The organism is Sanguibacter sp. 25GB23B1, assembly GCF_040012415.1.
Classification (GTDB): Bacteria; Actinomycetota; Actinomycetes; order Actinomycetales; family Cellulomonadaceae; genus Sanguibacter.
On the sequence record NZ_JBDYKL010000008.1, the window covers coordinates 57,492 to 84,230 of the forward strand.

At 69.6% G+C, this 26,739-nt stretch carries 27 protein-coding genes and 1 other RNA gene; 17 read left to right on the forward strand and 11 right to left on the reverse strand.

Translation table 11 applies throughout. The annotated features are described in order from the left end of the window. Positions 1–128: 128 nt before the first annotated feature. Entirely contained in the window at positions 129–1,328 is a 1,200-nt protein-coding gene (locus ABKW26_RS06870; RefSeq protein ID WP_348592099.1) for an AI-2E family transporter, read from the forward strand. Here ABKW26_RS06870 and ABKW26_RS06875 read toward each other — a convergent pair. Then, entirely contained in the window at positions 1,310–4,432 is a 3,123-nt protein-coding gene (locus ABKW26_RS06875; RefSeq protein ID WP_348592101.1) for a bifunctional [glutamine synthetase] adenylyltransferase/[glutamine synthetase]-adenylyl-L-tyrosine phosphorylase, read from the reverse strand. The two genes, ABKW26_RS06870 and ABKW26_RS06875, sit on opposite strands and share 19 nt — an antisense overlap. 40 nt (positions 4,433–4,472) lie before the next feature. After that, positions 4,473–5,807 (reverse strand): glutamine synthetase family protein, encoded by a 1,335-nt coding sequence (locus tag ABKW26_RS06880; RefSeq protein WP_348592103.1) that lies wholly within the window; start codon positions 5,805–5,807, stop codon positions 4,473–4,475. 80 nt (positions 5,808–5,887) lie between these two features. On the opposite strand from ABKW26_RS06880, the gene ABKW26_RS06885 reads away from it, so the two are divergent. Next, complete coding sequence (locus ABKW26_RS06885) at positions 5,888–7,549, forward strand: NAD+ synthase (RefSeq protein ID WP_348592105.1); 1,662 nt, start codon at positions 5,888–5,890, stop codon at positions 7,547–7,549. Positions 7,550–7,649: 100 nt separating this feature from the next. Beyond that, on the forward strand, positions 7,650–8,471 hold the full coding sequence (panB, locus tag ABKW26_RS06890; RefSeq protein ID WP_348592219.1) for a 3-methyl-2-oxobutanoate hydroxymethyltransferase: 822 nt from the start codon (positions 7,650–7,652) through the stop codon (positions 8,469–8,471). A 30-nt stretch (positions 8,472–8,501) separates the two neighbouring features. Here panB and ABKW26_RS06895 read toward each other — a convergent pair whose 3' ends face one another. Then, the gene (locus ABKW26_RS06895; protein WP_348592107.1) at positions 8,502–8,693 is read right to left on the reverse strand and encodes an SPOR domain-containing protein; all 192 of its coding nucleotides are present in this window, start codon (positions 8,691–8,693) and stop codon (positions 8,502–8,504) included. A 79-nt stretch (positions 8,694–8,772) separates the two neighbouring features. On the opposite strand from ABKW26_RS06895, the gene map reads away from it, so the two are divergent. After that, a complete protein-coding gene (gene map, locus ABKW26_RS06900) occupies positions 8,773–9,645 on the forward strand; it encodes a type I methionyl aminopeptidase (protein ID WP_348592109.1) in 873 nt (290 codons plus the stop codon). Next, positions 9,642–10,433 (forward strand): polyphosphate--glucose phosphotransferase, encoded by a 792-nt coding sequence (gene ppgK, locus ABKW26_RS06905; RefSeq protein ID WP_348592111.1) that lies wholly within the window; start codon positions 9,642–9,644, stop codon positions 10,431–10,433. The genes map and ppgK overlap by 4 nt, the downstream gene beginning before the upstream one ends. 110 nt (positions 10,434–10,543) lie before the next feature. Here the strand turns inward: ppgK and ABKW26_RS06910 are convergent, their stop codons facing one another. Continuing rightward, positions 10,544–10,888, reverse strand: a complete 345-nt coding sequence (locus tag ABKW26_RS06910; RefSeq protein ID WP_348592113.1) for an STAS domain-containing protein — start codon at positions 10,886–10,888, stop codon at positions 10,544–10,546. Positions 10,889–11,026: 138 nt separating this feature from the next. On the opposite strand from ABKW26_RS06910, the gene ABKW26_RS06915 reads away from it, so the two are divergent. From ABKW26_RS06915 to ABKW26_RS06955, 9 genes are all read left to right on the forward strand, one after another. Beyond that, the gene (locus ABKW26_RS06915; RefSeq protein WP_348592115.1) at positions 11,027–11,158 is read left to right on the forward strand and encodes a hypothetical protein; all 132 of its coding nucleotides are present in this window, start codon (positions 11,027–11,029) and stop codon (positions 11,156–11,158) included. 73 nt (positions 11,159–11,231) lie between these two features. Then, positions 11,232–11,468, forward strand: a complete 237-nt coding sequence (locus tag ABKW26_RS06920) for a hypothetical protein (RefSeq protein ID WP_348592117.1) — start codon at positions 11,232–11,234, stop codon at positions 11,466–11,468. Positions 11,469–11,502: 34 nt separating this feature from the next. Further along, positions 11,503–11,661: a hypothetical protein gene (locus ABKW26_RS06925; RefSeq protein WP_348592119.1), complete on the forward strand. Its 159-nt coding sequence runs from the start codon at positions 11,503–11,505 to the stop codon at positions 11,659–11,661. Next, positions 11,658–11,900 (forward strand): hypothetical protein, encoded by a 243-nt coding sequence (locus ABKW26_RS06930; protein WP_348592121.1) that lies wholly within the window; start codon positions 11,658–11,660, stop codon positions 11,898–11,900. Before ABKW26_RS06925 ends, ABKW26_RS06930 begins: the two co-directional genes overlap by 4 nt. A 37-nt stretch (positions 11,901–11,937) precedes the next feature. Then, entirely contained in the window at positions 11,938–12,453 is a 516-nt protein-coding gene (locus tag ABKW26_RS06935; RefSeq protein ID WP_348592122.1) for a hypothetical protein, read from the forward strand. Then, positions 12,450–13,136, forward strand: coding sequence for a pyocin knob domain-containing protein (locus tag ABKW26_RS06940; RefSeq protein WP_348592124.1), 687 nt, complete (start codon positions 12,450–12,452; stop codon positions 13,134–13,136). Before ABKW26_RS06935 ends, ABKW26_RS06940 begins: the two co-directional genes overlap by 4 nt. 1,221 nt (positions 13,137–14,357) lie before the next feature. Further along, a complete protein-coding gene (locus ABKW26_RS06945; protein ID WP_348592125.1) occupies positions 14,358–14,735 on the forward strand; it encodes a hypothetical protein in 378 nt (125 codons plus the stop codon). Positions 14,736–14,805: 70 nt separating this feature from the next. Then, complete coding sequence (locus ABKW26_RS06950; RefSeq protein WP_348592127.1) at positions 14,806–15,135, forward strand: hypothetical protein; 330 nt, start codon at positions 14,806–14,808, stop codon at positions 15,133–15,135. Then, a complete protein-coding gene (locus ABKW26_RS06955) occupies positions 15,132–16,145 on the forward strand; it encodes a phage minor capsid protein (protein ID WP_348592129.1) in 1,014 nt (337 codons plus the stop codon). The genes ABKW26_RS06950 and ABKW26_RS06955 overlap by 4 nt, the downstream gene beginning before the upstream one ends. A 271-nt stretch (positions 16,146–16,416) precedes the next feature. On the opposite strand, the gene rnpB is transcribed toward ABKW26_RS06955, so the two are convergent. Then, positions 16,417–16,794: RNase P RNA component class A (gene rnpB / locus ABKW26_RS06960), an RNA gene on the reverse strand. A gap of 31 nt (positions 16,795–16,825) precedes the next feature. After that, positions 16,826–17,212 carry a tautomerase family protein gene (locus ABKW26_RS06965; protein ID WP_348592131.1) on the reverse strand — a complete coding sequence of 129 codons (387 nt, stop codon included), beginning with the start codon at positions 17,210–17,212 and terminating at the stop codon, positions 16,826–16,828. 53 nt (positions 17,213–17,265) lie between these two features. Here ABKW26_RS06965 and ABKW26_RS06970 point away from each other — a divergent pair, with 53 nt between their 5' ends. Continuing rightward, a complete protein-coding gene (locus ABKW26_RS06970; protein ID WP_348592133.1) occupies positions 17,266–18,042 on the forward strand; it encodes a peroxide stress protein YaaA in 777 nt (258 codons plus the stop codon). A 16-nt stretch (positions 18,043–18,058) separates the two neighbouring features. Here the strand turns inward: ABKW26_RS06970 and ABKW26_RS06975 are convergent, their stop codons facing one another. The 4 genes from ABKW26_RS06975 to ABKW26_RS06990 form a co-directional block, all read right to left on the reverse strand. Further along, positions 18,059–18,739, reverse strand: a complete 681-nt coding sequence (locus ABKW26_RS06975; RefSeq protein ID WP_348592135.1) for a histidine phosphatase family protein — start codon at positions 18,737–18,739, stop codon at positions 18,059–18,061. 65 nt (positions 18,740–18,804) lie between these two features. Continuing rightward, positions 18,805–19,554, reverse strand: a complete 750-nt coding sequence (locus ABKW26_RS06980; RefSeq protein WP_348592137.1) for a C4-type zinc ribbon domain-containing protein — start codon at positions 19,552–19,554, stop codon at positions 18,805–18,807. 32 nt (positions 19,555–19,586) lie between these two features. Continuing rightward, complete coding sequence (locus ABKW26_RS06985; RefSeq protein WP_348592139.1) at positions 19,587–20,789, reverse strand: Nif3-like dinuclear metal center hexameric protein; 1,203 nt, start codon at positions 20,787–20,789, stop codon at positions 19,587–19,589. Then, positions 20,786–21,166 carry a hypothetical protein gene (locus ABKW26_RS06990; protein WP_348592140.1) on the reverse strand — a complete coding sequence of 127 codons (381 nt, stop codon included), beginning with the start codon at positions 21,164–21,166 and terminating at the stop codon, positions 20,786–20,788. Before ABKW26_RS06990 ends, ABKW26_RS06985 begins: the two co-directional genes overlap by 4 nt. 403 nt (positions 21,167–21,569) lie before the next feature. On the opposite strand from ABKW26_RS06990, the gene ABKW26_RS06995 reads away from it, so the two are divergent. Continuing rightward, positions 21,570–24,410, forward strand: coding sequence for a glycosyl hydrolase 53 family protein (locus tag ABKW26_RS06995; protein WP_348592142.1), 2,841 nt, complete (start codon positions 21,570–21,572; stop codon positions 24,408–24,410). Positions 24,411–24,419: 9 nt separating this feature from the next. Here ABKW26_RS06995 and ABKW26_RS07000 read toward each other — a convergent pair whose 3' ends face one another. Next, complete coding sequence (locus ABKW26_RS07000; RefSeq protein WP_348592143.1) at positions 24,420–25,061, reverse strand: TetR/AcrR family transcriptional regulator; 642 nt, start codon at positions 25,059–25,061, stop codon at positions 24,420–24,422. Positions 25,062–25,191: 130 nt separating this feature from the next. Between ABKW26_RS07000 and ABKW26_RS07005 the strand changes: the two genes are divergently transcribed. Further along, positions 25,192–26,712, forward strand: coding sequence for an MFS transporter (locus ABKW26_RS07005; protein ID WP_348592145.1), 1,521 nt, complete (start codon positions 25,192–25,194; stop codon positions 26,710–26,712). Positions 26,713–26,739 lie beyond the last annotated feature (27 nt).

Here is a 26,739-nt window from a genome sequence, read left to right on the forward strand (position 1 = left end):
GCGTGACCGTACGAGCGTCGCACACGGGTCGCGCTGCGGTAGGTTTCGCCATGGCTCGCGGCGCCTCTCGCTGCTGAGCATCGACGCACGAGACGACCCGGACCTGTCCGGCGAGAAGGAGCACAGTGGTGACCACCGCACCCGCACCGAGGCCAGGCACCCGGGCGTCCGCCAAACCACCGCGATGGCTGCCCCGCGCCCTCGCGCTCGCCGTCGTGGCCGCGTTCGTCGGCATCTTCGCGTGGCGGGCCCTCGGGTCTCTCTCGGGTCTCATCGTCAATCTCGTCATCGCCTTGTTCTTCGCGCTCGCGATGGAGCCGATGATCCTCTGGCTCGTCCGGCACGGCTGGAAGCGCGGTGCGGCGACGGGGACCGTGATGTTCGGCGTCCTGTCCGCCGTCGGTGTGGTGCTCACCCTCTTCGGCACGCTCTTCGCCGAACAGGCCGCCCAGCTCATCACCACCCTCCCGGACACGTACGCGAGCGTCGCAGGGTGGACCGAGGACCAGTTCGCCGTCAAGCTCCCGGAGATGCGCGAGCTGCAGTCGCAGCTCATCAACGAGTGGGGCGAGGAGGTGGCCACGCGTGCGATCGCGATCGGCTCGTCGGTGCTCGGCGGTGTCTTCGCCTTCACGACGATCCTCCTCGTCGCGTACTACCTCGCGGCCGCGGGACCGAAGTTCCGTGCGTCCATCTGCGGGTGGCTCAGCCCGCGCAACCAGACCGAGGTCCTGCGCCTGTGGGAGGTCTCGCAGCTGAAGATCTCCGACTACCTCAACTCGAGGATCATCCTCGCGGTCGTCGCCAGCGTGTTCACCGGGGTCTTCCTCACCATCGTCGACATCCCGTACGCACTCCCTCTGGCGCTCTTCACCGGCGTGGTCTCGCAGTTCGTCCCCACGATCGGCACGTACATCGGTGGTGCACTGCCCGTCATCTTCGCGCTGACGACGGACGGCCCGCAGAAGGCCCTCCTCGTGGTCGCGTTCATCGTCCTCTACCAGCAGGTCGAGAACTTCTGGCTCGCGCCCAAGGTGTCTGCGCGCGCCCTCCAGATGAACCCGGCTGTCTCGTTCGTCGTCGTGCTCGCGTTCGGTGCGGTGTTCGGCGCGCTGGGTGCGTTCCTCGCGCTGCCGATCGCGGCGACCGTCCAGGCCGTGGCGTCGACGTACCTGCGGCGGCACGAGCTCATCGACTCGCACATGCTCCGCGATCCCGCGAAGTCCGACGGGTGGTCAGAGGTCGACGACACACGGGCGCCGGCCGACGGTCCCACGGACGGGGAACCCGCACCGCCGTCCGACGGTGATCAGTCCTCGATCTCGTAGAAGACCCGCTCGACGACCTTGCGGGCGCGCCGGGCCGTCCGCAGGTAGTCCTCCTCGACCTGCGCCCCGTTCCCGGGTGGGTAGTGCACCGCACGGGCGATGCCCGCGAGGGCGAGGAAGTCGGACGGCAGGACGTCGGACATCGCCCCTCCGACGCGGCCGGTGTACAGGACGATGGCGTCGCGGAGGTTGGACGCCATCTGCCACGAGGCCGTGAGCGTCTGGGCGTCCTCCGTCGCGATGAGCCCCGCTGCCTCCGCCGCCGCGAGACCTGCGAGGGTCTCCGTCGTGCGGAGGGCGGGGACCGCGTGGCCGTGCAGGAGCTGGAGCAGCTGGACGGTCCACTCGACGTCGCTGATCGCTCCCCTGCCGAGCTTGAGGTGACGTGCCGGATCGACACCGCGCGGGAGCCGCTCGGACTCTACGCGTGCCTTGATCCGGCGGATCTCTCGGACCGTCGCGGCGTCGAGACCGCCCTCCGGGTAGCGCAGCGGGTCGATCAGCTCGATGAAGCGTTCACCGAGGCGGGCGTCTCCTGCGACCGGGCGTGCTCGGAGGAGGGCCTGGCTCTCCCACGCGGCGGACCACCTGTCGTAGTACTCGACGTAGGACTCGAACGATCGCACGAGTGGTCCGTTGCGGCCCTCGGGACGCAGGTCGGCGTCGACCTGGAGCGGTGGCTCCTCGTTCGTCGCGCCGAGGAGGGAACGAATCTTGAGCGCCACGGCGTGGGCGTAGGCGAGCGCCGCAGCAGCAGACGTGTCGCCGTTGGCCTCGTAGACGAACATGACGTCGGCGTCCGAGCCGTAGCCGAGCTCGCGTCCGCCGAGCCGGCCCATCGCGATGATCGACATGATCGCCGGCGGCGACTGCGTGCTCAGGCCCTGCTCGTCGCAGACGACCCTGTGCGCGATGCGGACGGCTCCGACGAGGCAGGCGTCCGCCGCGTCGGAGATGCCGAGAGCGGCTGCAGGCGAGTCGCACACACCGAGGAGCTCGGCGCAGGCGATCCGGGCGAGCTCGCGGCGCCGCATCGCGCGGAGCAGCGTGATGGCCGCTTCCCACGCCGTCGCGCGGGTGAGGAAGGCGTCCGACTCCCGCAGCAGCCTCTCCACGGGTCGCGGCGTCAGGTCGGCGTCCTCGGCCAACCAGGTGACCGACTCGGGAGACCGGCCGAGCGACTCGGCGACGTACTTCGAGGTCGAGAGCAGGTAGGCCAGGCGGAATGCCGCGGATCCTGAGTCACGGAGCAGCTTGAGGTACCAGTGGGTGCCGCCGAGCTCCTCCGAGAGCCGCCGGAACGCAAGCAGTCCCCCGTCAGGGTCCGATCCGTTGGCGAACCATCCGAGCATGACCGGCAGGAGCTGTCGCTGGATCGACGCTCGCCTGCTCACCCCCTCGGTCAGAGCGGCGATGTGCCGCAACGCACCGGCGGGGTCGCGGTAGCCGATCGCCGCCAGTCGGGCGCGGGCAGCATCGGGAGCCAGGCTGGCTTCCTCCGCGGAGAGCTGCGCGGTCGCCGGCAGGAGGGGGCGGTAGAAGAGCTCCTCGTGGAGCGTGCGGACGTCACGCCGCACGGTCCGCCAGCGCGCCAGCAGTCCTTCGGCGCCGTCGATCCGCATCCCGATCGAGCGGGCGAGGCGACGCAGGTCGTCCTCCCCAGTCGGCATGAGGTGGGTGCGGCGGAGGTTGTACAGCTGGATCCGGTGCTCGAGCGTGCGGAGGAAGCGGTAGCAGACGGCGAGCTTCGCCGCGTGCTCCCGGCCCACGTAGCCGGCGGTCGCGAGCGCGGCGAGCGCCGTGAGCGTGTTGGGGCTACGGATCGACTCGTCGGAGCGCCCGTGGACGAGCTGGAGGAGCTGGACGGTGAACTCGACGTCTCGCAGCCCACCCTTGCCGAGCTTGAGCTGACGGTCTGCTTCTGCGGCCGGGACGTTGTCCTCGACACGGCGGCGCATCGCCTGGGAGTCCTCGACGAAGTTCGGCCGGCTCACCGCGGACCAGATCATCGGTCGGACGGCGTCGACGTACGCCTCCGCGAGCTCGGCATCCCCGGCGACGAGGCGCGCCTTGAGGAGCGCCTGGAACTCCCACGTCTTCGCCCAGCGCTCGTAGTACGAGACGTGGCTCGAGAGCGTCCGGACGAGGGGGCCGTTCTTGCCCTCCGGTCGCAGGGCGGCATCGACGGGCCACAGCGCGGGCTCGGAGGAGGGACCGCCGCACGCGCGCGTCAGACAGGTCGCCAGTCGCGAGCCGACGGTCGTCGCGTAGTCCTCGGTGAAGCCCTCGACGGGCTCGACGACGTAGATGACGTCGACGTCGCTCACGTAGTTGAGCTCGCGACCGCCGCACTTGCCCATGCCGAGGACCGCGATGCGGACACCTTCGCCGTGGTCGGGCAGCTCGGCGCGGGCGATCGCGAGGGCGGCCTCGAGCGCCGCCGCCGCGAGGTCGGCCAGGGCCGCCCCGACGGCACCGAGGATGGAGAGCGGCTCGTGGGAGACGAGATCGGTCGCAGAGATGCGCAGCAGCCGTCGCCGGTAGGCCCTGCGCATCGCGTCCACCACCGCCGGTCCGTGCCCGGACGCGACCGGGACGTCGGCGAGCGGGTCGGCACCGACCGCCTCGAGGAGCTCGGCCCGGACGGCGCGCACGTCGATGCCGACAGCAGGGCGCACGTCGGCCACGACGTCGAGGAGGTCCGGGTGGCGCACGAGGTCGTCCCCGAGCGCGGACGAGGCACCGAGGACGGCGACGAGCCGGCGGCGCACGGTGGCGTCGTCCGGGCCTGGGGCGTCAGGGTGGTCGTCACCCCGAGCGTCGTCACGACCATCGCCGTCGGCGAAGAGCCGGCGCAGCGCGACGGTCCGTGCCACAGACGCGTCCGTCCCGTCGGCGCACAGGGTCGAGCACAGGCGCACCATCGCGAGCAGCGCGAGGTCGGGGTCCGCGGCCTCGCCCAGGCAGGCCAGCAGCTCGGACTCGGGCGTGACGGCTCCCACGACGGCGACGAGCTCGTCGTCGGCACACAGCTGCGCCGCGCGCGAGACGTCGGCGAAACCGAGCCGGGTCAGCCGCCCGCTCAGCGTGGTCGTGCGTGACATGCTCACGACCCTGCCGCCGTCACGGCATCCCGCCGGTCCGTCACAGGACCTGGAGCAGGCGCTTCAGCTCGAACGGCGTGACCTGGGCCCGGTAGCCGTCCCACTCCTGGCGCTTGTTCCGCAGGACGAAGTCGAAGACGTGCTCACCGAGGGTCTCGGCGACGAGCTCGGACGTCTCCATGATCGCGATCGCGTCGTCGAGCGACTGCGGCAGCGGCTTGATGCCCATGGCGCGGCGCTCGGACTCGGTGAGCTCCCACACGTCGTCCTCGGTCGCGTCCGGGAGCTCGTACTCCTCCTCGATGCCCTTGAGACCGGCAGCGAGCATGAGCGCGAAGGAGAGGTACGGGTTGGTCGCCGTGTCGAGGGCGCGGTACTCGACGCGGCTCGAGTTGCCCTTGCCGGGCTTGTACATCGGGACGCGCACGAGAGCCGACCTGTTGTTGTGGCCCCAGCAGATGTAGCTCGGCGCCTCGGCGCCGCCCCAGAGCCGCTTGTAGGAGTTCACGTACTGGTTGGTCACCGCGGTGATCTCTGCCGCGTGGACGAGGAGACCGGCGATGAAGTGCCGGGCTGTCTTCGAGAGCTCGTACTGCGCGCCGGCTTCGTGGAACGCGTTGCGGTCGCCCTCGAAGAGCGACAGGTGCGTGTGCATGCCGGAGCCGGGCTGGTCCGCGAGCGGCTTGGGCATGAACGACGCGAAGACGCCCTGCTCGAGCGCGACCTCCTTGACCACGGTGCGGAAGGTCATGAGGTTGTCGGCGGTCGTGAGCGCGTCGGCGTAGCGCAGGTCGATCTCGTTCTGACCGGGGCCGGCCTCGTGGTGGGAGAACTCCACGGAGATGCCCATCGACTCGAGCATCGTGATCGCGGCCCGACGGAAGTCGTGGCCCTGCGTCCGGGCGACGTGGTCGAAGTAGCCGCCGTGGTCGATCGGGATGAGGGGGCCGTCGGGCGTCGGGGGCTCGAAGAGGTAGAACTCGACCTCGGGGTGCGTGTAGAACGTGAAGCCCTGGTCGCTCGCCTTCGCGAGCGCTCGCTTGAGCACGTTGCGGGAGTCGGCGAGGGACGGTTCGCCGTCCGGCGTGAGGATGTCGCAGAACATCCTCGCGGTCCCGTGGGTGTCCCCGCGCCACGGCAGGATCTGGAACGTCGTCGGATCAGGGCGCGCGACCATGTCCGCCTCGTAGACCCGTGTGAGGCCCTCGATGGCGCTCCCGTCGAACCCGATGCCCTCCGTGAAGGCCGACTCGAGCTCCGCCGGGGCGATCGCCACGGACTTGAGCATGCCCAAGACGTCGGTGAACCAGAGACGGATGAAGCGGATGTCGCGCTCCTCGACCGTGCGGAGCACGAATTCTTGCTGCCTGTCCATGCGTACATCATCGCTGATGTCCGCCCACAATGGTGCCCGGCGCACCCAGGGGGTCCGCAGAAGACCCTAGGCTGGTGCCCATGGCGGACATCCGGGTGGCCCTCGCGCAGATCGACACGTGCGTCGGGGACATCGACACGAACTCTCAGGCGGTCATCGACTGGACGCAGAAGGCGGCCGCAGCGGGGGCCGACGTCGTCGTCTTCCCCGAGATGACGGTCACCGGCTACCCGATCGAGGACCTCGCCCTCCGGGCGTCGTTCCAGCGGGCGGCCGAGGCTGCGCTCCAGACGATCGCCGGCAGGCTCGACGCGCTCGGTCTCGGTGACGTGGGCGTCGTCGTCGGGACGGTCGGCGCCGTGCGTCCCAGCGCGGACCACCCCGAGCCGCGTCCGACGAACCGCGCGGTCATGCTCCAGCACGGTCAGGTCGTCGCGTCGTACGACAAGCACCACCTGCCCAACTACGGCGTGTTCGACGAGGCCCGGATCTTCGCCGCAGGCCAGGAGAGCTGCGTCGTCGACATCGGCGGGCGGCGGGTCGGGATCGTCGTCTGCGAGGACATCTGGCAGGACGGCGGCCCGGTATCCGAGATGGACGACGCCGAGGTCGAGATGCTGCTCGTGCTCAACGGCTCACCGTTCGAGCAGGGCAAGGGACACGTCCGGACCGAGCTCGCTGCACGACGGGCACGCGAGGTCGGGGCACCTGTCGTGTACGTCAACATGGTCGGAGGCCAGGACGACCTCGTCTTCGACGGCGGGTCCTTCGTCGTCGGCACCGACGGCACGCTCCTCGCGAGCGCCCCGCAGTTCGTCGAGCACCTGCTCGTCTGGGACCTGGCCGAGGACGGTGCCACGCCCCACCGCGGCGAGATCGCCGCCCCGCTGGAGACCGAGGAGGAGGTCTACCGGGCACTCGTCACAGGCCTCGCCGGCTACGCACGCAAGAACGGGTTCACGTCCGTCACGCTCGGTCTCTCCGGCGGGATCGACTCCGCGCTGGTCGCTGCCATCTCGGCCGACGCCCTCGGCGGGAGCAACGTCCACGGCGTCTCGATGCCGTCCGTCTACTCGTCCGGCCACTCCAAGGACGACGCGGCCGACCTCGCTGCCCGGATCGGCGCGAGCTACCGGGTCCAGTCGATCGAACCGATGGTCGACGCCTTCCAGGGTGAGCTGCACCTCGAGGGCGTCGCCGCCGAGAACCTTCAGGCGCGGGTCCGCGGGATGATCCTCATGGGACTGTCGAACGCCGAGGGACACCTCGTGCTGGCGACGGGCAACAAGTCCGAGCTGGCCGTCGGGTACTCGACGATCTACGGCGACGCCGTCGGCGGCTACGCCCCGCTCAAGGACGTCGACAAGTCCCTCGTGTGGGCGCTGGCCCGCTGGCGCAACACCGTCTCGGTCGACGCGGGCGAGATCCCGCCCATCCCGGAGAGCTCGATCACGAAGCCGCCCTCCGCGGAGCTCCGGCCCGGACAGGTCGACCAGGACTCCCTGCCCCCGTACGACCTCCTCGACGAGGTCCTCGACGCCTACATCGAGCACGCTGAGGGCCGCGCCGAGCTGCTCGCGCGCGGCTTCGACGACGCTGTCGTCGACAAGGTGGTCAGCCTCGTCGACCGGGCCGAGTGGAAACGTCGCCAGTACCCGCTCGGACCGAAGGTCACCGCCCTCGCGTTCGGGCGCGACCGCCGCCTCCCCATCACGTCACGCTGGCGCGAGCCGATCGCCTGAAGCCCGTTGCCGTCCATCCCCTGAACCGATACAGAGAGGTATCCCCGTGGCAGAGCACGCACTCCCGAGCACGCCGGGACCATCGACCACGCCGAACGCCGTGCCGAGCACGCCCCCGTCGCGCAAGCGGTTCTGGGTCCACCACCTCGCCGAGCACAAGGCGGCGGGCACCAAGCTCACGATGCTCACCGCGTACGACTCGATCACCGGTCGGATCTTCGACGAGGCCGGCATCGACCTCATCCTCGTCGGCGACTCGATGGGCGACAACGTCCTCGGCCACGCGACGACCATCCCCGTCACCCTCGACGAGCTCGTCGTGGCGTCCCGTTCCGTGGCGCGCGCCGCACAGTACGCGATGGTCGTCGCAGACCTGCCGTTCGGCTCGTACGAGGCGTCGCCGCAGCACGCCCACGCGAGTGCCGTCCGCATGCTCAAGGAGGCGGAGGTCCACGCGGTGAAGATCGAGGGTGGTGCGCGCATCGCTCCGCACGTCGAGCTGCTCACAGGTTCCGGGATCCCGGTGTTCGGTCACCTCGGCTTCACACCGCAGTCCGAGAACATGCTCGGCGGGAAGCGCATCCAGGGCCGCGGCGACGAGGCCGCCGAGCGGCTCTGCGCCGACGCCCTCGCCCTCCAGGAGGCCGGGGCCGTGGCTGTCGTCCTCGAGATGGTCCCCGCGCCGCTCGCCGCTCGGGTCACCGAGATCCTCCGGATCCCCACGATCGGCATCGGGGCAGGCTCCGAGGTCGACGGGCAGGTGCTCGTCTGGACCGACATGGCGGGGATCGGGGACTGGTCCCCGCGGTTCGCCAAGCAGTTCGGCCAGGTCGGCGCGGCGCTGTCCGCAGCGGCGCAGGACTACATCACCGAGGTCCGGTCGGTCACGTTCCCCGGTCCTGAGCACCAGTACGAGCACTGACCAGCCCGGACCAGACGACGCGCCGGACGACTACTCCGGGTCGCCCGGCGCGCGGTCCTGGCGGTCTTCCTCGTCCCACGCCTCGGTGCGGCGCTCCGCCTTCTCGAGCGCGCGTGCTGCGGCCTCCCGGGTCGGGTACGGCCCCATCCGGTTCGTCCACGACGACGGCTTGCCCTCCTCGACCTGGCGCGTCTTGGTGTTGAAGTAGAACTCGGTCTTCATCCCGTCCCTCTTCCTCGGGCCCTGGCCCGCACGAGCACCCTCGCCGCAGCGCGAGGGTTCATTCCGTAGACTGCCAGACATGCCCACCGTGCACGCGCCCAGACCAGCAGTCACCCCGGGGACGGTGAGCCCGCTCCTCACAGTGCCGCCCTCGATCCCGCGACCCGAGTACGTGGGGAAGCAGGGGCCGTCACCGTACTCCGGTCCGGACGTCGTAGCCCCTGCGACGCTCGAGCGGATCCGCGTCGCGAGCCGTATCGCCGCGCAGGCGCTCGCCGAGGTCGGACGCCACGTCGAGCCCGGTGTGACGACGGACGCGCTCGACCGCATCGGGCACGAGTTCCTCCTCGACCACGGCGCGTACCCGTCGACGCTCGGGTACCGCGGGTTCCCGAAGTCCCTGTGCACGTCGGTCAACGAGGTCATCTGCCACGGGATCCCCGACTCCACCGTCCTCACCGACGGCGACATCGTCAACGTCGACATCACGGCCTACATCGACGGTGTCCACGGCGACAACAACGCCACCTTCGGGGTGGGTGACCTGGACGAGGAGTCCGCACTGCTCGTCGAGCGGACGCGCGAGGCGCTCGCGCGGGCCATCAAGGCCGTCAAGCCCGGCCGCGAGGTCAACGTCATCGGCCGCGTCATCGAGAAGTACGCGGACCGCTTCGGCTACGGCACGGTCCGGGACTACACCGGGCACGGTGTGGGAGAGGCCTTCCACACCGGCTTGATCATCCCGCACTACGACGCCGCGCCGAGCTACGCCACCGTCATCGAGCCCGGCATGGTCTTCACCATCGAGCCCATGCTCACGCTCGGCACCTACGACTGGGAGGTGTGGGACGACGGATGGACCGTCGTCACCGCCGACCGGCGACGCACAGCCCAGTTCGAGCACACCTTGGTCGTCACTGACACCGGAGCGGAGATCTTGACCCTGCCATGAACACCTCACCTGAGAACAACCCGACGGGCCACCGGACGCAGACAGCGTTCGGCATCGACATCGGCGGGAGCGGGATCAAGGGTGCACCGGTCGACCTCACGACCGGAACCTTCGCGGCCGACCGCATCCGCATCCCCACCCCGTCGAAGTCGACCCCGGACGCCGTGAGCGCCGTCCTGCGCGAGCTGGCCGAGTCGTTCGACCTCCCTCAGGACACGCCGGTCGGCATCGCCTTCCCGGCGCCGATCCACCACGGCGTGGTCCCGAGCATCGCCAACCTCGACGCCTCGTGGGCGGGCACGGACCTCCAGGCGCTCGCCGCCGAGGCCCTGGGGCGCCCGGTCGTCGCGGTCAACGATGCCGATGCCGCTGGCTTCGGCGAGGCCACCTACGGCGCCGCCCAGGGCAAGGACGGTGTCATCCTCGTCGTCACCCTGGGGACCGGCATCGGCAGCGCTCTCATCGTCGACGGGAACCTCCTGCCGAACACCGAGCTGGGACACCTCGAGATCGACGGGCACGACGCCGAGTCGCGCGCTGCCGACAGCGCGCGACAGCGCGAGGACCTCGGCTGGGGCGCGTGGGCGAAGCGCCTGCAGCGGTACTTCAGCGTCGTCGAGATGCTCTTCTCCCCCGACCTCATCGTCGTCGGCGGCGGCGTGAGCAAGCACCACGAGGAGTTCCTCCCCCGGCTCGACCTCCGTGCGCCGATCGTCCCCGCGAAGCTGCGCAACGCGGCAGGGATCGTCGGTGCGGCTGCGCTCGCGGCGCAGGCCAGCGCGCGCTAGTCCCGCTCGGAGCTGCTCCGCCCGCTGAGGGAGCACGGGTACGACGCGAACAGGCCACGCACGTGTGCGTGGCCTGTTCGTGGTTCTGCGTGCTCTGCGAGCCGGCTTGCCTAGCTGGCGACGAGGTTCGAGGACTGTGCGCTGAGGAAGCCGTCGACGCCGAGCATCGAGAGGACGTCACTCACCACGCGGGGCGGGTTCCGGAGGGCGACGGAGAGTCCTTCCTCCCGGCCGATCGTGTAGAACTGCACGAGGAACGCGATCCCTGTGGAGTCCATGAACGTCACACGCGACGTGTCGATGATGACCGGGAGGTCACGATCGAGAGCGCTCGCGAGTGCGAGGCTCGCCTGGGGCCTCAGTGCCCCATCGATCTCGCCCCACATGTCCACGACGCTGGAACGTGGTTCTTCGGTCAGCCGGATTCCGCCTGCCTGCGCTTTGGGCTCATTCATGACACACCGCTTTCAGCCAGTTGGTGTCACGCGACGGGTCCACCACTTCTTGATGCGACAGTGCCCGTGACGACGATGTTCAGGCTATTTCGTCCGCCGCCTCTTGGCAAGCCCTTGACCGAAACTATACGTAGTTGCGTGTTCAAGTTCCCAGGGTCGGCGTGCGTCGTCGCACGTCAGCGCTGGCTAGCGACGGCGGACGAGCCGTGGGCCACGGCAGGCTCGGCCGCCTCCGGTGGCTCCTCGTTCACCGACGAGCCGCGGTTCTGACGTGACACGCACACGGAAGTCCGCACGAGCCGCGGGCTCCCGGCCTGCGAAGGCCACCGCCGATCACCTGGCGGTGACCCTCTCTGATGGCCGGATCGACCGACGCGTCAAGACCGGCGCCGCCGACAAAGGCGACATCGGCCGGATCCGCCACATGGGCAGGCGCCGTGCGCAGATCGAAACTCTGGGCGCCCTCGTCATCCTCGGCAACCCCGCCGCTCCGGACGAAAGGCGCAACCGCGAGACCGGCTGCGTGCATCAACGGCGGCTTCCAGCCCGCCCCGTTCACCGCCCTCACGTGCAGCTCTGAGACCCTCAGCGCGATCGCAGACCTCGCCGAGTCGGTGACCGCGCGACCGCCGCCCACGCGGAGCAACATCACCGACGGTGAAGCGCTCCCGACCGGCGTGGGGGACCTCGAGCTCATCAACGGCGAGACCGTCGTGCGCTTCGTCATGGGCGCCGTGACCGTCTCCCCCGACGCCACCCGGACCGCACCGTGAGCCACCCCGTCATCGAGGTCATCGAGCCCGCCCGCACGGTCATCGAGGTGCACGAGCAGGCCCAGGCCGTCATCGAAGTGACCGAGGCCATCTCCCCGCCCGGACCCGCCGGCCTGTCCGCATACCAGGTGGTCCTGCTCGACGGGTTCGTCGGCACCCAGTCCGAATGGCTCGCGTCCCTCGTCGGCGGCAACCTCACCGAGCACGTCAACGACCCCACCCCGCATACGACAACATGATTCGGCTCCGGCTGATCTACGAGAACGGACTCCTCTGATGACTCTGCAGGCGAACCTCGAGGAGCTCGCGCTCCGCTCCGCGACCGAAGCCAAGGCCCTCCGCACACTCGTCAACGGCAACCTGACCGACCTGTCGGGCCTCACCACGACGGCGAAGGGCAACCTCGTCGCAGCCCTCAACGAGGCTCGTGCTCTCGCGCTCTCCGGGGGCGGCGGTGGCGACTCGATCGACGACGCCAACGTCTCGACCGAGACCACCTACTCGTCGTCGAAGATCGTCTCCAGCATCGACATGGCCATCACGGCGCTCGTCGCCGGCGCACCGGGCTCGCTCGACACGCTCAAGGAGTTCGCCGACGCGCTCGCCGCGGACCAGGCCATCGTGAACGGTGTGCTGAGCGCGATCGCCCTGCGCGTGCGCGTGGATGCCGCGCAGGCGTTCGACACCACCCAGCAAGCCCAGGGCCGGTCGAACATCGGTGCCGCGTCCGCTGCGGCCGTCGGTGACACGGAGGTCGACCTCGTTGCTATCTACCAAGCAGCGCTCGCGTGAGCCTCTCGAGCCGCGCCCTCCTGCTCGCCACGGCCTTTGCCATAGACCTCAAGGCCCTTCGCCATGCTTTGACTGGATTCCAGGTGCCAGCGCCACTACCGGCGACCCAGCACAAGCTCGACGATTATCGCTCGGCTGGCATCTTCCATCAGGACACGAACTCAGGTGCAGCGACCGGGGTGGGGTATCCAGTCTCGTTCGCCGGCTTCCTGACCGTGAAGGCCGCCGGACCGAACTTCACGTACCAAACGTATGAGGTGTACGGCGGGAGCAACCGGGCGAGGCACTTCTGGCGTGCGCGCTTCTCGAGCGAGCCGTGGACTTCGTGGCGCGAGGTCGGTCAGACATATGAGCCAGACACCGACTGGAAAGCAGTCACTCCCGCGACCGGGTGGTCGTCTTCGATGGTGGTGCGCCGACGCAACGGCATCATCCAGTCCAGGGGCGCGTTCAACGCGGACGTGTCAGGGTCGATCGCATCGGGCTCGTTCGTCGCACTCGGCACCATCCCAGAAGGGCTGCGACCGGCCGTCGGCCTTCTGGTTGGCGGCTCCTACACCGGGCCGTCCGCACTCCAGTTCCAGGTGAACGCTACGACCGGACTGATCCAGGCCCGTACATCTGGAAGCACCCTGGCGTGGCCTGCGGCCGCGAACATGTCGATCGCTGGGAACTCCTGGTGATCACCCAAAACGGAAGGACATCATGGAGAACAACGACTGGTCCTACGATCCGAGTGGGCGCGTTCGGCGCGCCATGATCCGCGTCATGCCGCTCTTCGGCGAGTGCTACGCGGACGGCATGACCCCCTCGAGATCCGGGACCTGCTCATCGTGGGCAAGGGCCTCGAGGAGTGGGACGTCTCTGACATCATCTGGCCCGTCATGCCTGAGCACGCATACCCGAACGACTGAGCAAGGGGCCCGATTGTGGCAGAAGGAATCCGGATAAAGCTGACCGGCGGATTGGTCCACGCGAAGACAAGGTCGGCGCTCGTCAGCCATGGCATGTCAAGGAACGCAGACCCACGCGATGTTACGATCGCGCGCTATCCGAACCCTAACCGCCGATGGACTGGGATTGTCGCAGTTCGACCCTTTCAGGCACCCCGCTCCCTACTTCGAACGGCTAAGGGCTCGGAAGGCTGGCGCATGCGCCGCAAGGCTCCCTGCCGCCCGCAGGTGTGCGGAGATGCTGGGCGCCACCGCGGGAGTCAGAGCCGAGACCTTCCGTTCCGCAACGCGACGCTCCTCTGCGCGCGTCTCGAGTTCGCTATTCAGGTACCGCACCCAGCGCAATGCGGCCGCACCGCGTCGTTGCCGAAGCTGGGCGTGCCTCGCAACACCTATGGCAATGAAGGACATGAGGAAGATGTATGAGACTCGAAGCCAGTTCATAACACTCTCAGTTATGGACATTTGATCGATTTCGCTCGCCCTGTTTGAGTCGACTATGAAGGAAACAATCAGCGGCAAGAGTACCGCGATGAACGCCAAGAGTGGAATAGTTAGAGGCGTATCGAAGGATGATCGTTGGCGTTCCACGATGTCTTCAGCCACCTGAAGCCGAGCGCGAATATGAGCATCCGACACCTCTTCATGCTCCCTCTGCGCAGGATCCGGTGCGGTAGTCCAGTAGTCCGCACCGCCCCGAACCTTGACAGTGTCGCCATTCCACCAGCTCATGTTCACGGAACTGATAGTAGCTCTGGACAGTCGAGATCCCAGCCGGGCTTGCGGGTGAACCGGGCCCGCGGTCTTGCACGAACAGCCAATCGTCGACATCCACCTCGACGCCGTGTTGACATACCTGAGGAAGGTGAAACGGCCGCTCAAGTTACCGTCTTTCGTGACCGAAGTTCAGAGCGATCCGGAGAGACCGGACTCAACGATGATGGAGACCAAATGCTCACTCTTCGAAAGCGCCTTGCTTCCCTCGCTCTCGCCGGCGCACTTGCGGGAGGCGGCTTGATCGCCGCCGGTGGACCCGCGAGCGCGTCCCCCGCGTCGAGTGCCTTCAACGCGTGCGTCACCCCCTACGTCAACCTTGCGGCCAAGCAGAGCAAGGCAGAGTACCGCGACGCCATCCAGTACGTGGGGTACACGAACTGCTACTACGACCTCTCGCAACGGTCCGACATCACGCCGCAGCAAGAGATCACTGCGATCAACAACTACTACACCTACCGGGCGAAGGCTGTTGGATCGGTTGCGAAGGTATCCATCAAGATCGCGGTGCAGAACATCCTCGCGAAGAACAGCTTGAGGGGCCTCAAGCTCTGACGCGAGTGACTGGTGCAGTGCACGCCGGAGTGGACTGCACCAGTCACAGCGGTGGGGCGACTCTTCCTCCATGGCCATCTCTGACACGGACCTCGCGCGAATCCGCGACGAGGTCGGCACCGCACCCAACGACACCGTCCTCGAAGGCTGGTCTGACGAGCTCGGGCACTGGCTGCCCGTCGCGATCCGGGTCCTCAAGCGCCGGTACGCCGACGCGTCCGCTGGCGGCCAGGAGGTCTCGAACTTCGGTCTCGACGGCGTCCTGAACGTCGGCTTCTCGAAGGCGAACCTCGCGAGCCTCGCTGCGCAGATCGCGCGTCTCGAGGACCTCCTCAACCCGACCGACACGTCCGGTCGGATGCAGGTCGCGCCCATCCTGCGCCCGGACCGCTACCGGTGACCCAGCCCGACAGCATCGAGAACCTCACCGCCCAGCTGCGCGCCGACGTGACCGCGGTCTGGGCGTGGATCATGCGCGAGCAGGAGGCCCTCCTTCTCGAGTGGTGGGGCCTCGTGCCGTCGGTGCGCGCGTACCGGCTCAAGGAGCTGGAGGCGTCCGTGCGCTCGCTCGGGGACCAGGTCGACACGCTCGCCGCCACGTCGGTCCTCACCGCGACGCAGGCGGCCTACGAGGTCGGTGCGTTCACGACCGCCGTAGCGGTGAACACGGTCGCGTCGTTCACAGCCATCGACGCCGGTGCGATCACCGCCCTCGCCCAGGACACGATGGACGACATCCTCCTCGCGACCCGCGGCATGGACGAGTCCGCAAAGGCGTTCACGCGGACGATGACGCGCGACTGGGTGCGCGCGAAGATCTACACGGGTCTGACCGCTGAGCAGGCTGGCGTGCGCCTCGCAGCCGAGCTCATCCCGAACGGGATCACGTCCATCACGTACGCGAACGGGCGCAAGGTTGGCCTGTCGACGTACACGGACATGGTCCTGCGCACCAAGACGGCGATCGCCCACCAGGAGGGCGCGTTCAACCAGGCCGAGGCGCTCGGCGTCGGGTGGATGGAGATCTTCGACGGCGCCGACTGCGGGTGGACGGACCACGCGGACCTGCAGAAGGCCAACGGCATGATCGTGACCCTTAAGCGGGCGCGCGAGTACCCGATCAGCCACCCGAACTGCCACCGCTCGTCCTCGCCGCGCATCGACATCGAGAGCGAGGCGGACGCGAAGCGCGCCCGGGCCACCACCACGGAGGCGCAGCGCGCGGACCAGCAGGCCGCGGAGGAGGCTCGCGCGGCCGCCTACGCCCGCCAGCCTCGAAGCGTGAACCTCGACCGGCAGGTGGCGACACGGCGCCGCACGAACATCGACCTCGCGGACGGCGTCGTCGGGTCCAAGGCCGCAGCGCGCAACGCCGTCATCGTCCGCAATCGCGTCACACCGCCCGAGTGACCATCGGGGCATGACGACCCCGACCGCTGAGACCACGCCCTTCACGCTCACCACGACGTCCCCCGTCACGGCGGGCGTCACCGTCGACGGCGTGGACGTGTCGGACGATATCGTCGCGGTCGAGTTCGGGCAGGCAGCCGGCGGCCCGGCGTCCCTCGTCCTGCACCTCAAGCCGGACGCCGTCATCACGGGGGACGCGATCGTCACCGTCGTGCGCGAGCCGACCGACGACGAGCTTCGCGCGCGCCTCGGGGAATGGCTCGCCAAAAGGCGGATGAGCTGGCCGATACGCCGGGTTCTGTGCCTGCGTCGGTTGCCCGCGCGCAGGTGACGACCATCCATCTACGACGTACGTTGCCGCACGTCTCTAGCGGTCTACCCAGATGCTCGGGCGAGCAGCCCTCGAACGCATCCTGTCTGACCTTGCTCCAGGTGGGGTTTACCTAGCCGCGCCGGTCACCCGGCACGCTGGTGGTCTCTTACACCACCGTTTCACCCTTACCGGCGCGCGAGCGCGTCGGCGGTCTGTTCTCTGTGGCACTGTCCCGCGGGTCACCCCGGGTGGGCGTTACCCACCACCTTGCTCTGTGGAGCCCGGACGTTCCTCGGCGAGGGGCGAACCCCTCGACGCGGTCGCCTGGCCAACTCATCCGCAGGGAAGAGCCTACTCGGCGCGAGGACTAGATCGAGACGGGGTAGCTGAGCGTGAGCTCGTCGCCGCTCACACCGCGGATCCCCCACGCGTCCTGCGGGCTCTCGAGGATGACGATCTCGAGGTCGTCGACCGTGAGATCGAACGTTCTGCACACCTGCTGGTAGAGCGCCGCGACGAGCGCCCGCTTCGCCTCCGGGCTCCGTCCGGCGAACGCCACGATCTCGACGACGAGGTAGCGCTCGCCACGGAGCGGGGCGACGAGATCGTCGTCGTCGAGCCAGAGGAAGCGTTGGAACCGCTTGTCGCGGGGCAGCTTCCACGCCTCCACGAGAGCGTCGTGGATCCGCCCGGAGAGCGCGTCACGCTCGTGCGCCCAGGCGGAGCGTCTGCCGTAGACCTTGACCTGTGCCATGGGCGCAGAACCTACCGGACGGGGCGGACGTGTGCACGCACTAAAATCGTCGTGTGCTCATCCTCCTCCCCCCGTCCGAGGGAAAGACCCCGTCGGCTGCGGGCGACCCGGTCGACCTCGCCGCCTCGAGCAGCCCGGGCCTCTCTCGGCACCGTCGGAAGGTCCTCACGGCGTTGCGGCGCGCGCTGGCGCGCCGGGATGCCCTCACCGTGCTCGGCGTCGGTGCGGGGTTGGCGGACGAGGTGGCACGCAACACACGGCTCGACGTCGAACCGGCCGGGCGTGCCGCTGACGTCTACTCGGGCGTCCTCTACGCCGCTGCGGATCTCGCGTCGCTCACCGGCGAGGCTGCCGAGCTCGCCCGGACGAGCGTCGTCACCGTGTCCGCGCTCTGGGGCGCTGTCGGGCCAGACGACCGGATCCCCGCCTACCGCCTGTCGATGGGCACCGAGCTGCCCGGGATCGGGCGCCTCGCGCCGTCCTGGCGGCCGCACCTCGAGACGGCGCTCGCACCTCGCGCTCTCGACGACGTCGTCGTCGACTGTCGCTCGGCGGCCTATCTCGCCGCCTGGCGGCCGGCACGTGGGACGGACTGGGTGACGGTGCGGGTCCTGCGGGAGCTCGACGGGCGACGCACCGTGGTCTCGCACAACGCGAAGCACACGCGCGGGCTCCTCGTCCGCCACCTGCTCACCCGCGGTGGCGAGTCACCACGCTCCGGAGAAGAGCTCTACAAGGCCGCGCACGAGCTCGTCGGAACCACGCTGCTCGATGCGACGCACACGGCGGGCCCGTCCTGCTCCTCGGTCCTGGAGCTCGTCGTCCGATAGCGCTCGAGGTCGCCTGTCAGATCTCGCACGGGATGCCGACGACCGACACCTCCGCCGTCTCGTCACGCCAGACGCGCACGATGCTCAACGATGCGGGGGCGAGCCGGATGCGCGACCAGTGCGAGGCCGGGGCTCCGAGAGCGGTCCCGATGAGCGCACGGACGGACACCGCGTGGGACACGACGACGACCGTGCGGTCGACACCGGCGTCGAGGAGCGTGCGCACGCCACCCCACACACGCTCCCCCACCTGGGCGACGGACTCACCGCCCGGCGGCTGGAACGTCCCGGTCTCGTGCCACAGCCGGGCCTCGCCCGGCCACCGCTCCTCGATCTCGGCGGCCGTGAGACCTTCCCACTCTCCGAAGTCGCACTCCGCGAAGGCCGGGCCGGTCTCGATGCCTCGCCCGAGCCGGTGCGCCACGGGCGCCGCCGTCTCCTGGGTGCGCACCATCGGTGACGCGACGATCTCGCGTGGCTGCGGGAGGTCCTGCCAGAGGTCTCGCCCGACCCGGTGGACCAGGTCCGCTGCGCGAGCGGCCTGCATCCGTCCGTGGCCGGTGAGGCTCGGGCCCGGGACGCCGCCTCCGGAGTAGGCGCCGGAGAGCGTCAGCGGGGTGACCCCGTGGCGCAGGAGGACGATCGTCAGGGGCTCGGCGGCGTCGAAGCGTGGCGAGGTGCCCGGTGGCCGGGGCACGGCGTGACGAGACGTCGCCCCGTCAGGCGAAGGCTCTGACGAGACGTCGTCCTCCGGAGGCACGGTCAGTCGACCGGCTTCGGCTCGACGGAGCGGACGAGGATCCGGTCGCACTCCTCGCAGGTGATGACCTGCTCGGGTGCGGCGGTGCGGATCCGCTGCGCGTCGGTCGGGTTCATCTCGAGACGACATCCCTCGCAGCGCCGTCCGCGGAACGCCGCGGCACCGAGGCCACCGAGCTGTCCGCGGAGCTTGTCGTAGAGCTTGACGAGGCCGGCGTCAATGCCGTCCACTGCACCCACCCGCTGCGCCTGAACGGCGTTCAGCTCGGTGTCGATCTCGGCGAACGCCGCGTCCCGCTCCGCCGCGGCCTCGGCCTGTGCCTCGAGGACCTTCGCGTTCGCCTCGTCGAGCTTCGCGAGCGCGTCCTCGTGGGCCTCGAGCCGTTCCATGATCTCGAGCTCGATCTCCTCGAGCTCGTTCTGTCGACGAGCCAAGGACTCGAGCTCGCTCACGAGCGCCTGCGCGTCCTTCGCGCCGACCGCTCCGGAGTCGAGGCGAGACTGGTCGCGGGTCGCTCGCGCACGGACCTGCTCGACGTCCGTCTCGGCCTTCGAGAGCTCGCGTCGGAGGTCGTTGACCGCCGTGCGGGACGTGACGAGCGCCGTGTGGAGGTCGGCCAGCTGCGACTCGACCTCCGCGACACGAGCGAGCGCAGGGAGCGACGTGCGCTTGTGCGCGAGCTGCTGGACCCGCGTGTCGAGCGCCTGGACCTCCAGTAGCCGACGTTGGTCCTCGACGGGTGCTGTGGTCACGGGTGGTGTCCTTCCGTAGCGCTGATGAGTGTTCAGTTCTCGATCGGGCCGCTCGACGCGACGCGCGCGACCCAGGGGTCGGTGCGACGGGTGCTGACCCGGGTCTCAACCGTAGTGCCGATCGCACCGAGATCGTGCACCAGGTCCTGCTCGGCGTGCTGCAGCCAGGGCCACTCGCTCGCGAAGTGCGCTGTGTCGATGACGAAGGGCGTCGCGCTCTCCGGCGACCGCCCGTCGGCGATCGCCTGGAACTCGACCTCTTCGCGGAGCTCCGACACCTGGTGGTGGCGCAGGTCGGAGGTCACGTAGACGTCGACCCCCGCAGCGCGCACGGCGTCGAAGAGCGACCCGCCGGACCCGCCGAGCACGGCGACCGTCGCGACGCGCGAGTCGAGGTCGCCCGCGACCCGGACGCCCTGGGCGGTCCCCGGCAGCACGGTCGCGACGTGCTGCGCGAGCTCGCGCAGCGTCGACGGGCTCCCGAGCCGGCCGACACGACCCAGCCCTGTCCCGGCGGCACGGGGTGCGAGCTCGAGGACGTCGAACGCGACCTCCTCGTACGGATGGGCTGCGCGCATCGCCTCGATGACCCTGGTACGGGCCGCCCGGGGGGCGACCATCTCCACGCGGGTCTCCGGGACCTCCTCGACGACGCCGGCGGAGCCGATCGCCGGCGTGGCGTCGTCGGAGGGCACGAACGTTCCGATGCCCGTCGTGGTCCATGCGACGCGCGAGTACTCGCCGATCGATCCGGCGCCGGCTGCGGTCATCGCATCGACGAGATCACCAGCAGACGGTGTGGGGACGAAGACGACGTGCTTGTCGAGCGGGAGGCCGTCGGCTGGGACGAGCGGTCGGCGGTCCACGAGGCCGAGCAGGTCCGCGAGCGCGTCCGCGACGCCCCCTGCGGCGGAGTCTGCGTTGGTGTGGGCGACGTACAGCGCGCACCCTCCGCGGACGAGCGAGGTGATGGCGGCACCCTTGGCGGTGGTCGCCGCGACGGAGCTCACCGGGTCGAGGAGGAGCGGATGGTGCGTCACGAGGAGGTCGGCACCCCACTCGAGTGCCTCCTCGACGACGGTCCGGACGGGGTCGACGGCGAAGAGGACCTTGCGGACCTCGCGCCGCGGTTCACCGACGACGAGCCCGACCCTGTCCCAGGACTCTGCGGCGCGTGGTGGGAAACGCGCGTCGAGCAGGCTGACGACGTCGGACAGGTGGGGTATGGAGGTCACCCTGGCAGGCTAGCTGACGCCGTGTCCGGGGTGTCGAGCCCGTGACTGAACGAGGCGGTCCAGCCGGCACCGGACGTCGAGATCCGGGGAAGGCCGAGCTCGTGGCTCCCGGCGAAGGTCACGTCACCGTCGTGCGCCGCGAGGCGCTCGCCCGCGCCGGTGAGTGCGAGCAGCACCGCCTGGGCCGTGTCGACACCACCGGCGACGGCGGACCAGATCTCGGTGCCGTCGGCCTCCTCGAGCCGGAACGGGCAGAAGACGTCCGGCTCGTCGTCGGCGAACGGTCGCGCCGCGCCGACGAGGAGCGTGACGTCCCGTCCGTCCAGGGTCAGCTCGCGTCGGGCGACGACGCTCTCGGGGTCGACGTCTCGGTTCATGCTGGTCCTCTCAGGGGTGGGTCGTGCGGTACTCGCGAGCCCAGGAGCGTGGCAGCCTCGTCGACCGCGTCGAGAGTCCCTACGCGGTCAGCGGTCATCGTGACCACGCTAGCGGCCGGTCGGGGACCGATCAATGGGCGCGCCGCCGGCCTGTCGCCCGTCATCCACTCCACACCGCCGACTGTGCGCGGTCCCAGCCGTCTGACTGAGTCAGATCGTTGCTATCCCAGGATCTGAGAGGCATTGCAACACAGGCTCTCGCACTCACCCTGTGACCGTGTACAGTCTGCGCAATCCAGACTGGCGGTGTCACCGACGACATACCGCCCAGACCGCCCCCACGGTCTGCCGCACCCGTCTGGTCCACCTTCGAACAACGACGCTCGACAGGACGTGATGCGAGATGCACCCACCACGACGACGCCAGACGGCACGGCTCGCGGCGCTGGCCACGATCGGCGCAGTCCTCTGCGCTCCCCAGGTCGCCTCGGCGGCAGACCCCTCGGGCCCGATCGAGGCAGGGATCGTCGTCGACAAGGTCGACGGCCTCGCCGAGGACTTCATCAACGGCGTCGACATCTCGTCGATCGTCGCTCTCGAGGACAGCGGTGTGACCTTCCGCGACTGGGACGGGAACGAGGCCGACGTCTTCGACGTCCTCGAGTCGGCTGACATCAACTACGTCCGAGTCCGCGTCTGGAACGACCCAGCCGACACGCAGGGACGCGGCTACGGCGGTGGCAACAACGACCTCGCGACCGCCATCGAGATCGGCGAGCGCGCCACCGAGCACGGCATGCGGCTGCTCGTCGACTTCCACTACTCCGACTTCTGGGCGGACCCGGCCAAGCAGCAGGCCCCCAAGGCCTGGGTGGGGTTGACGGTCGACGAGAAGGCGGACGCGACCGCTGCATACACTCGCGACGCACTCACGCAGCTCGAGGACGCGGGCGTCGACGTCGGCATGGTCCAGGTGGGGAACGAGACGAACAACGGGGTCGCCGGAGTCACCGGGCTCGCGAACATGTCGAAGATCTTCGCCGCCGGGAGCGGTGCGGTGCGCGAGGTCTTCCCCGACGCGCTCGTCGCCCTGCACTTCACCAACCCCGAGCGCGCAGGCTCCTACGCCTCGATCGCCGCGGGTCTCGACACCTACGGTGTCGAGTACGACGTCTTCGCGAGCTCGTACTACCCGTTCTGGCACGGCTCGCTCCAGAACCTCACCTCCGTCCTGACGGACGTCGCCGCGACGTACGACAAGAAGGTCATGGTCGCCGAGACGTCCTGGAACTACACCCTCGAGGACGGCGACGGCCACGAGAACACGATCAAGCCGTCCTCCGGCTTCACCCAGTACCCGTCCTCGGTCCAGGGCCAGGCGACCGCCGTGCGCGACGTCATGCAGGCGGTGACCGACGTCGGCCCCGCAGGTCTGGGGGTCTTCTACTGGGAGCCCGCGTGGCTGCCGGTGGGCACCCCTGCCCAGCTCGACCAGAACAAGGTCCTCTGGGAGACGCACGGGTCCGGCTGGGCGACGAGCTTCGCGGGAGAGTACGACCCGGAGGACGCCGGCGAGTGGTACGGCGGCTCGTCCTGGGACAACCAGGCGATGTTCGACGCCACCGGGGCTCCGCTCGAGTCGCTCAACGTCTTCCGCTACGCCCGCACCGGCACGACCGCTCCACTCGAGGTCGTGAGCATCGAGGCCGTCGAGATCGCCGTCCTCGACGGCGACCCGATCACCCTGCCAGGCACGGTCGACGTCACCTACAACGACGGCTCCGTCGAGGCGCATCCCGTGACGTGGAGCAACGCAGTCGACTGGATCCGGGGTCCGGGGACCTACCAGGTCACCGGGACGACCGTCGACGGCCTCACGGCGTCGGCGACGATCTCCGTCACCGCCGAGAACCACGTCGCCAACCACAGCTTCGAGGACGACGACCTCTCGATGTGGACGCTCACCGGGACCGGCGCGTCCGTCACACCGGACGTCGACGCGGCCCACGGCGCGAACGCGCTGAAGTTCTGGCTGGGGACGGCCTACACGTTCGGGATCGAGCAGACCGTCACCGGCGTACCCGCCGGCACGTACCGGCTCACGGCGACGAGCCAGGGCGGTGCCGCCGGAGCGTCCGACGAGATGCTGCTCCGAGCGACCAGCGGCGGCCAGGAGTCGACCGCACCGATCAGGCTCGACGGCTGGCAGGTGTACTCGACGGCGACCGTCGACGAGGTGGTCGTCGGAGGCGACGGCACCGTCACCGTCGGGGCGACGTTCGCCCTGTCTGCCGGCGCCTGGGGCAACCTCGACGACATCCGCCTCACGCTGGTCGAGGCGACCGAGGTCGTCGACACCACCGCACTCCAGAGCGCAGTCGCCGAGGCGCGCGGGATCGACCGGGCGCAGTTCACGCCGACATCGCTCGCCACGCTCGACACCGCGATCGAGACAGCGGAGGTCGTGCTGGCCGGCTCGCGTGCGTCGCAGACGGATGTCGATGCCGCTGCCACGCTCGTGAGCTCCGCACTCGACGGGCTCGTCACGGTGGAGGTCGAGCTCGTGTCGATCGCGGTGACACCACCGGCGCGCGCTGACTACACCGTGGGTGACGTGTTCGACCGGACGGGCATGGCCGTCACCGCGACGTACGCGGACGAGACGACACGCGACGTCACGACCGAGGCCGTGTTCTCGTCGCCGGACATGTCGGTCGCCGGCGCACAGCTCGTCACGGTCTCCTTCGGCGGCCGGTCGGCCTCCGTCCCGATCACCGTCGCGGTCGCTCCGACACCGGAGGAACCCAGCGCTCCGGTCATCAGTCTGGACACCCCGTCGCTGCGGGCGGGCGAACCGGTCACCGTCCGGGTGACGGGGTTGGACGTGCCGGAGATCGAGGTCGGCATCGCGAGCGAGTACCAGCGGCTCGGGTCTGCCGTCGTCACAGACGGTAGCGCGTCGGTCACGGTGGCCATCCCGGCGACGCTCGCCGCTGGCGTCCACCATCTCCAGGTGCGCGGTCCGGACGGTGTCCTGCTGGCGCAGGCCGAGGTCACGGTGACGGCCACGGCGCCCGTCGCGGGCGCGGCGGTTCCGTCGAGCACCACGGGCACCTCCGGGTCGCTCGCGCGGACGGGAGCGGAGATCGGCGCGATCCTCGCAGTCGCCGCGGTGCTGGTCGGCGCGGGTGCTGCGCTCCTGGTCCTCCGCCGTCGGCGGACGGGGGCCGAGCCCGTGGAGTGACCCCCGAGCTCAGCGCCCCTGCGCCTCGCTGGGGCTCACGGCGGTCGCCAGCGGGACGACGACGGTGTCGATGAGCCGCACGATGAAGTCGGCATCGAGCGGTCGGCCGGTGATGGCCTTCTGGTAGGAGATCATCGCCGGCCCGACCGTCGCGATCATGTCGAGGTCTCGTCCCGGGGGGATCTCGCCACGGCGGTCCGCCCGCTCGAAGAGATCACGCATGAGGCCCGTGCGGGCCTGGACGAACTGGCGCTGGAATGCCGACGCCACCTGCGGCTCGTCCCGGACCGCGGCCGCGAGCCCTGCCATGAGTGCGTCGGTGTCGGTCCGCATCTTGGCACGGTGCACCTCGAGCAGGTCCCCCCGCAACGACCCGGTGTCGGGGATGTCCTCGATGGTCAGATCGGTGTAGCGGTGACACGTGATGGCCTCGACGATGAGGGCGGTCTTGGAGGACCACCGGCGGTAGAGGGTCGCCTTGCCGGCTCCCGCCCTCTCGGCGACAGCGTCCATCGTCATGTTCTCGTAGCCACGCTCGACGAGCAGCTCGCGGGCGGCATCGAGGATCGCCCTGTCACGAGTGTCGTCGCGGCGTCGACCGGGACGTCGCGCGGGCTGCACCTGCGCTCGCTGGTCGTCCTGCACGTCCATCTTGCCTCCTCGTCGCGTCCCATTGTGGCTGAGACGAGCACGCGGAGACAAATCGAGACCGAGGGGTTTCGGAACTGTCGAGTTCTGCATTAGTGTCGTGCCACCGACCACGACGTCCCCGGAGATCCTCATGCCCTCACTCACGTCCCCTCATCCCGCGGGACCACCCGTCCGCGATGCTGCTCCCCCAGCGTCGCGACGCTGGCTCGTCCTCGCGACGGTCGCCCTCGCCCAGCTCATGGTCGTGCTCGACGCGACGATCGTGAACATCGCACTCCCGTCCGCACAGCTGGACCTCACCTTCACCGACAACGACCGCCAGTGGGTCGTCACCGCCTACGCGCTGGCCTTCGGGAGCCTCCTCCTGCTCGGCGGGCGACTCTCGGACATGTTCGGTCGACGCCGCATGTTCCTTCTCGGGCTCGTCGGGTTCGCCCTGGCGTCCGCGCTCGGCGGTGCCGCTCAGACCTTCCCCCTGCTCGTCGCGGCCCGCGCTCTCCAGGGCGTGTTCGCCGCCGCCCTCGCGCCCGCGGCACTGTCCGTGCTCACCACGACGTTCACCGACCCGAGAGAGCGCGGGCGCGCCTTCGGCGTCTTCGGTGCCATCGCAGGCATGGGCGGCGCGATCGGCCTGCTGCTCGGCGGCTACCTCACCCAGAACCTCGACTGGCGGTGGAACCTCTACGTCAACGTCGTCATCGCGGCGGTCGCGTTCGGCGCCGCGATCGTGCTGCTCCCACGAGGTGGTCACGCCGGTCGGCAGCCGCTCGACGTCCCCGGTGTGCTGCTCGGCTCCGTAGGCCTCTTCGCGCTCGTGTTCGGATTCTCACAGGCCGAGCCGTCCGGCTGGGATGCACCTGTGACGTGGGCGTCGCTCGCCGTCGGAGTCGCTCTGCTCGTCGGGTTCGTGCTCCGGCAGCGCACGTCGGCTCATCCTGTGCTGCCGCTGGGCATCATCGTCGATCGCGACCGCGGAGGGGCGTTCGTCGCGATCCTCGTCGCCGGATCAGGGATGTTCGGTGTGTTCCTCTTCCTCACCTACTACCTGCAGTCCACCCTCGCCTTCAGCCCGATGCGCACGGGGACGGCGTTCCTGCCGATGGTCGTCGCGATCATCATCACCGCACAGGTGCAGACGAACATCCTGCTCCCGCGGTTCGGCCCACGGATCGTCGTGCCCGTCGGGATGACCATCGGGGCGCTCGCGATGTTCTCGTTCACGCTCCTCGAGGTCGACAGCACCTACGTGCACGTGCTGCCCGGGCTCGTCGCCATGGGCATCGGGATGGGGTCGATCATGCCGCCCTCCTTCCAGGTCGCGACGCTCGGCGTCGACCGTTCGCAGGCGGGCGCCGCATCGGCGATGGTGTCGACCTCGCAGCAGGTCGGCGGCGCGATCGGTACCGCTCTGCTCAACACGCTCGCCGCCACGGCAGCGACGAGCTACCTCGTCGACCACCCCGCCTCGACGCCCGACGTGCTCGCGGAAGCGGCGCTGCAGAGCTACTCGACCGCGTACACCGCCTCGGGCGTCATCTTCCTGCTCGGTGCGGTCGCCACCGTGACGCTGTTCCGCTCGCGGGCGGACCGCGCCGCACGCGCGGCGGCCGTCCCGACCGTCGCCGACGACGTCCCTGTGGTCGCACACTGACGGGTACGCGCACCGGGTCCGGCCGGG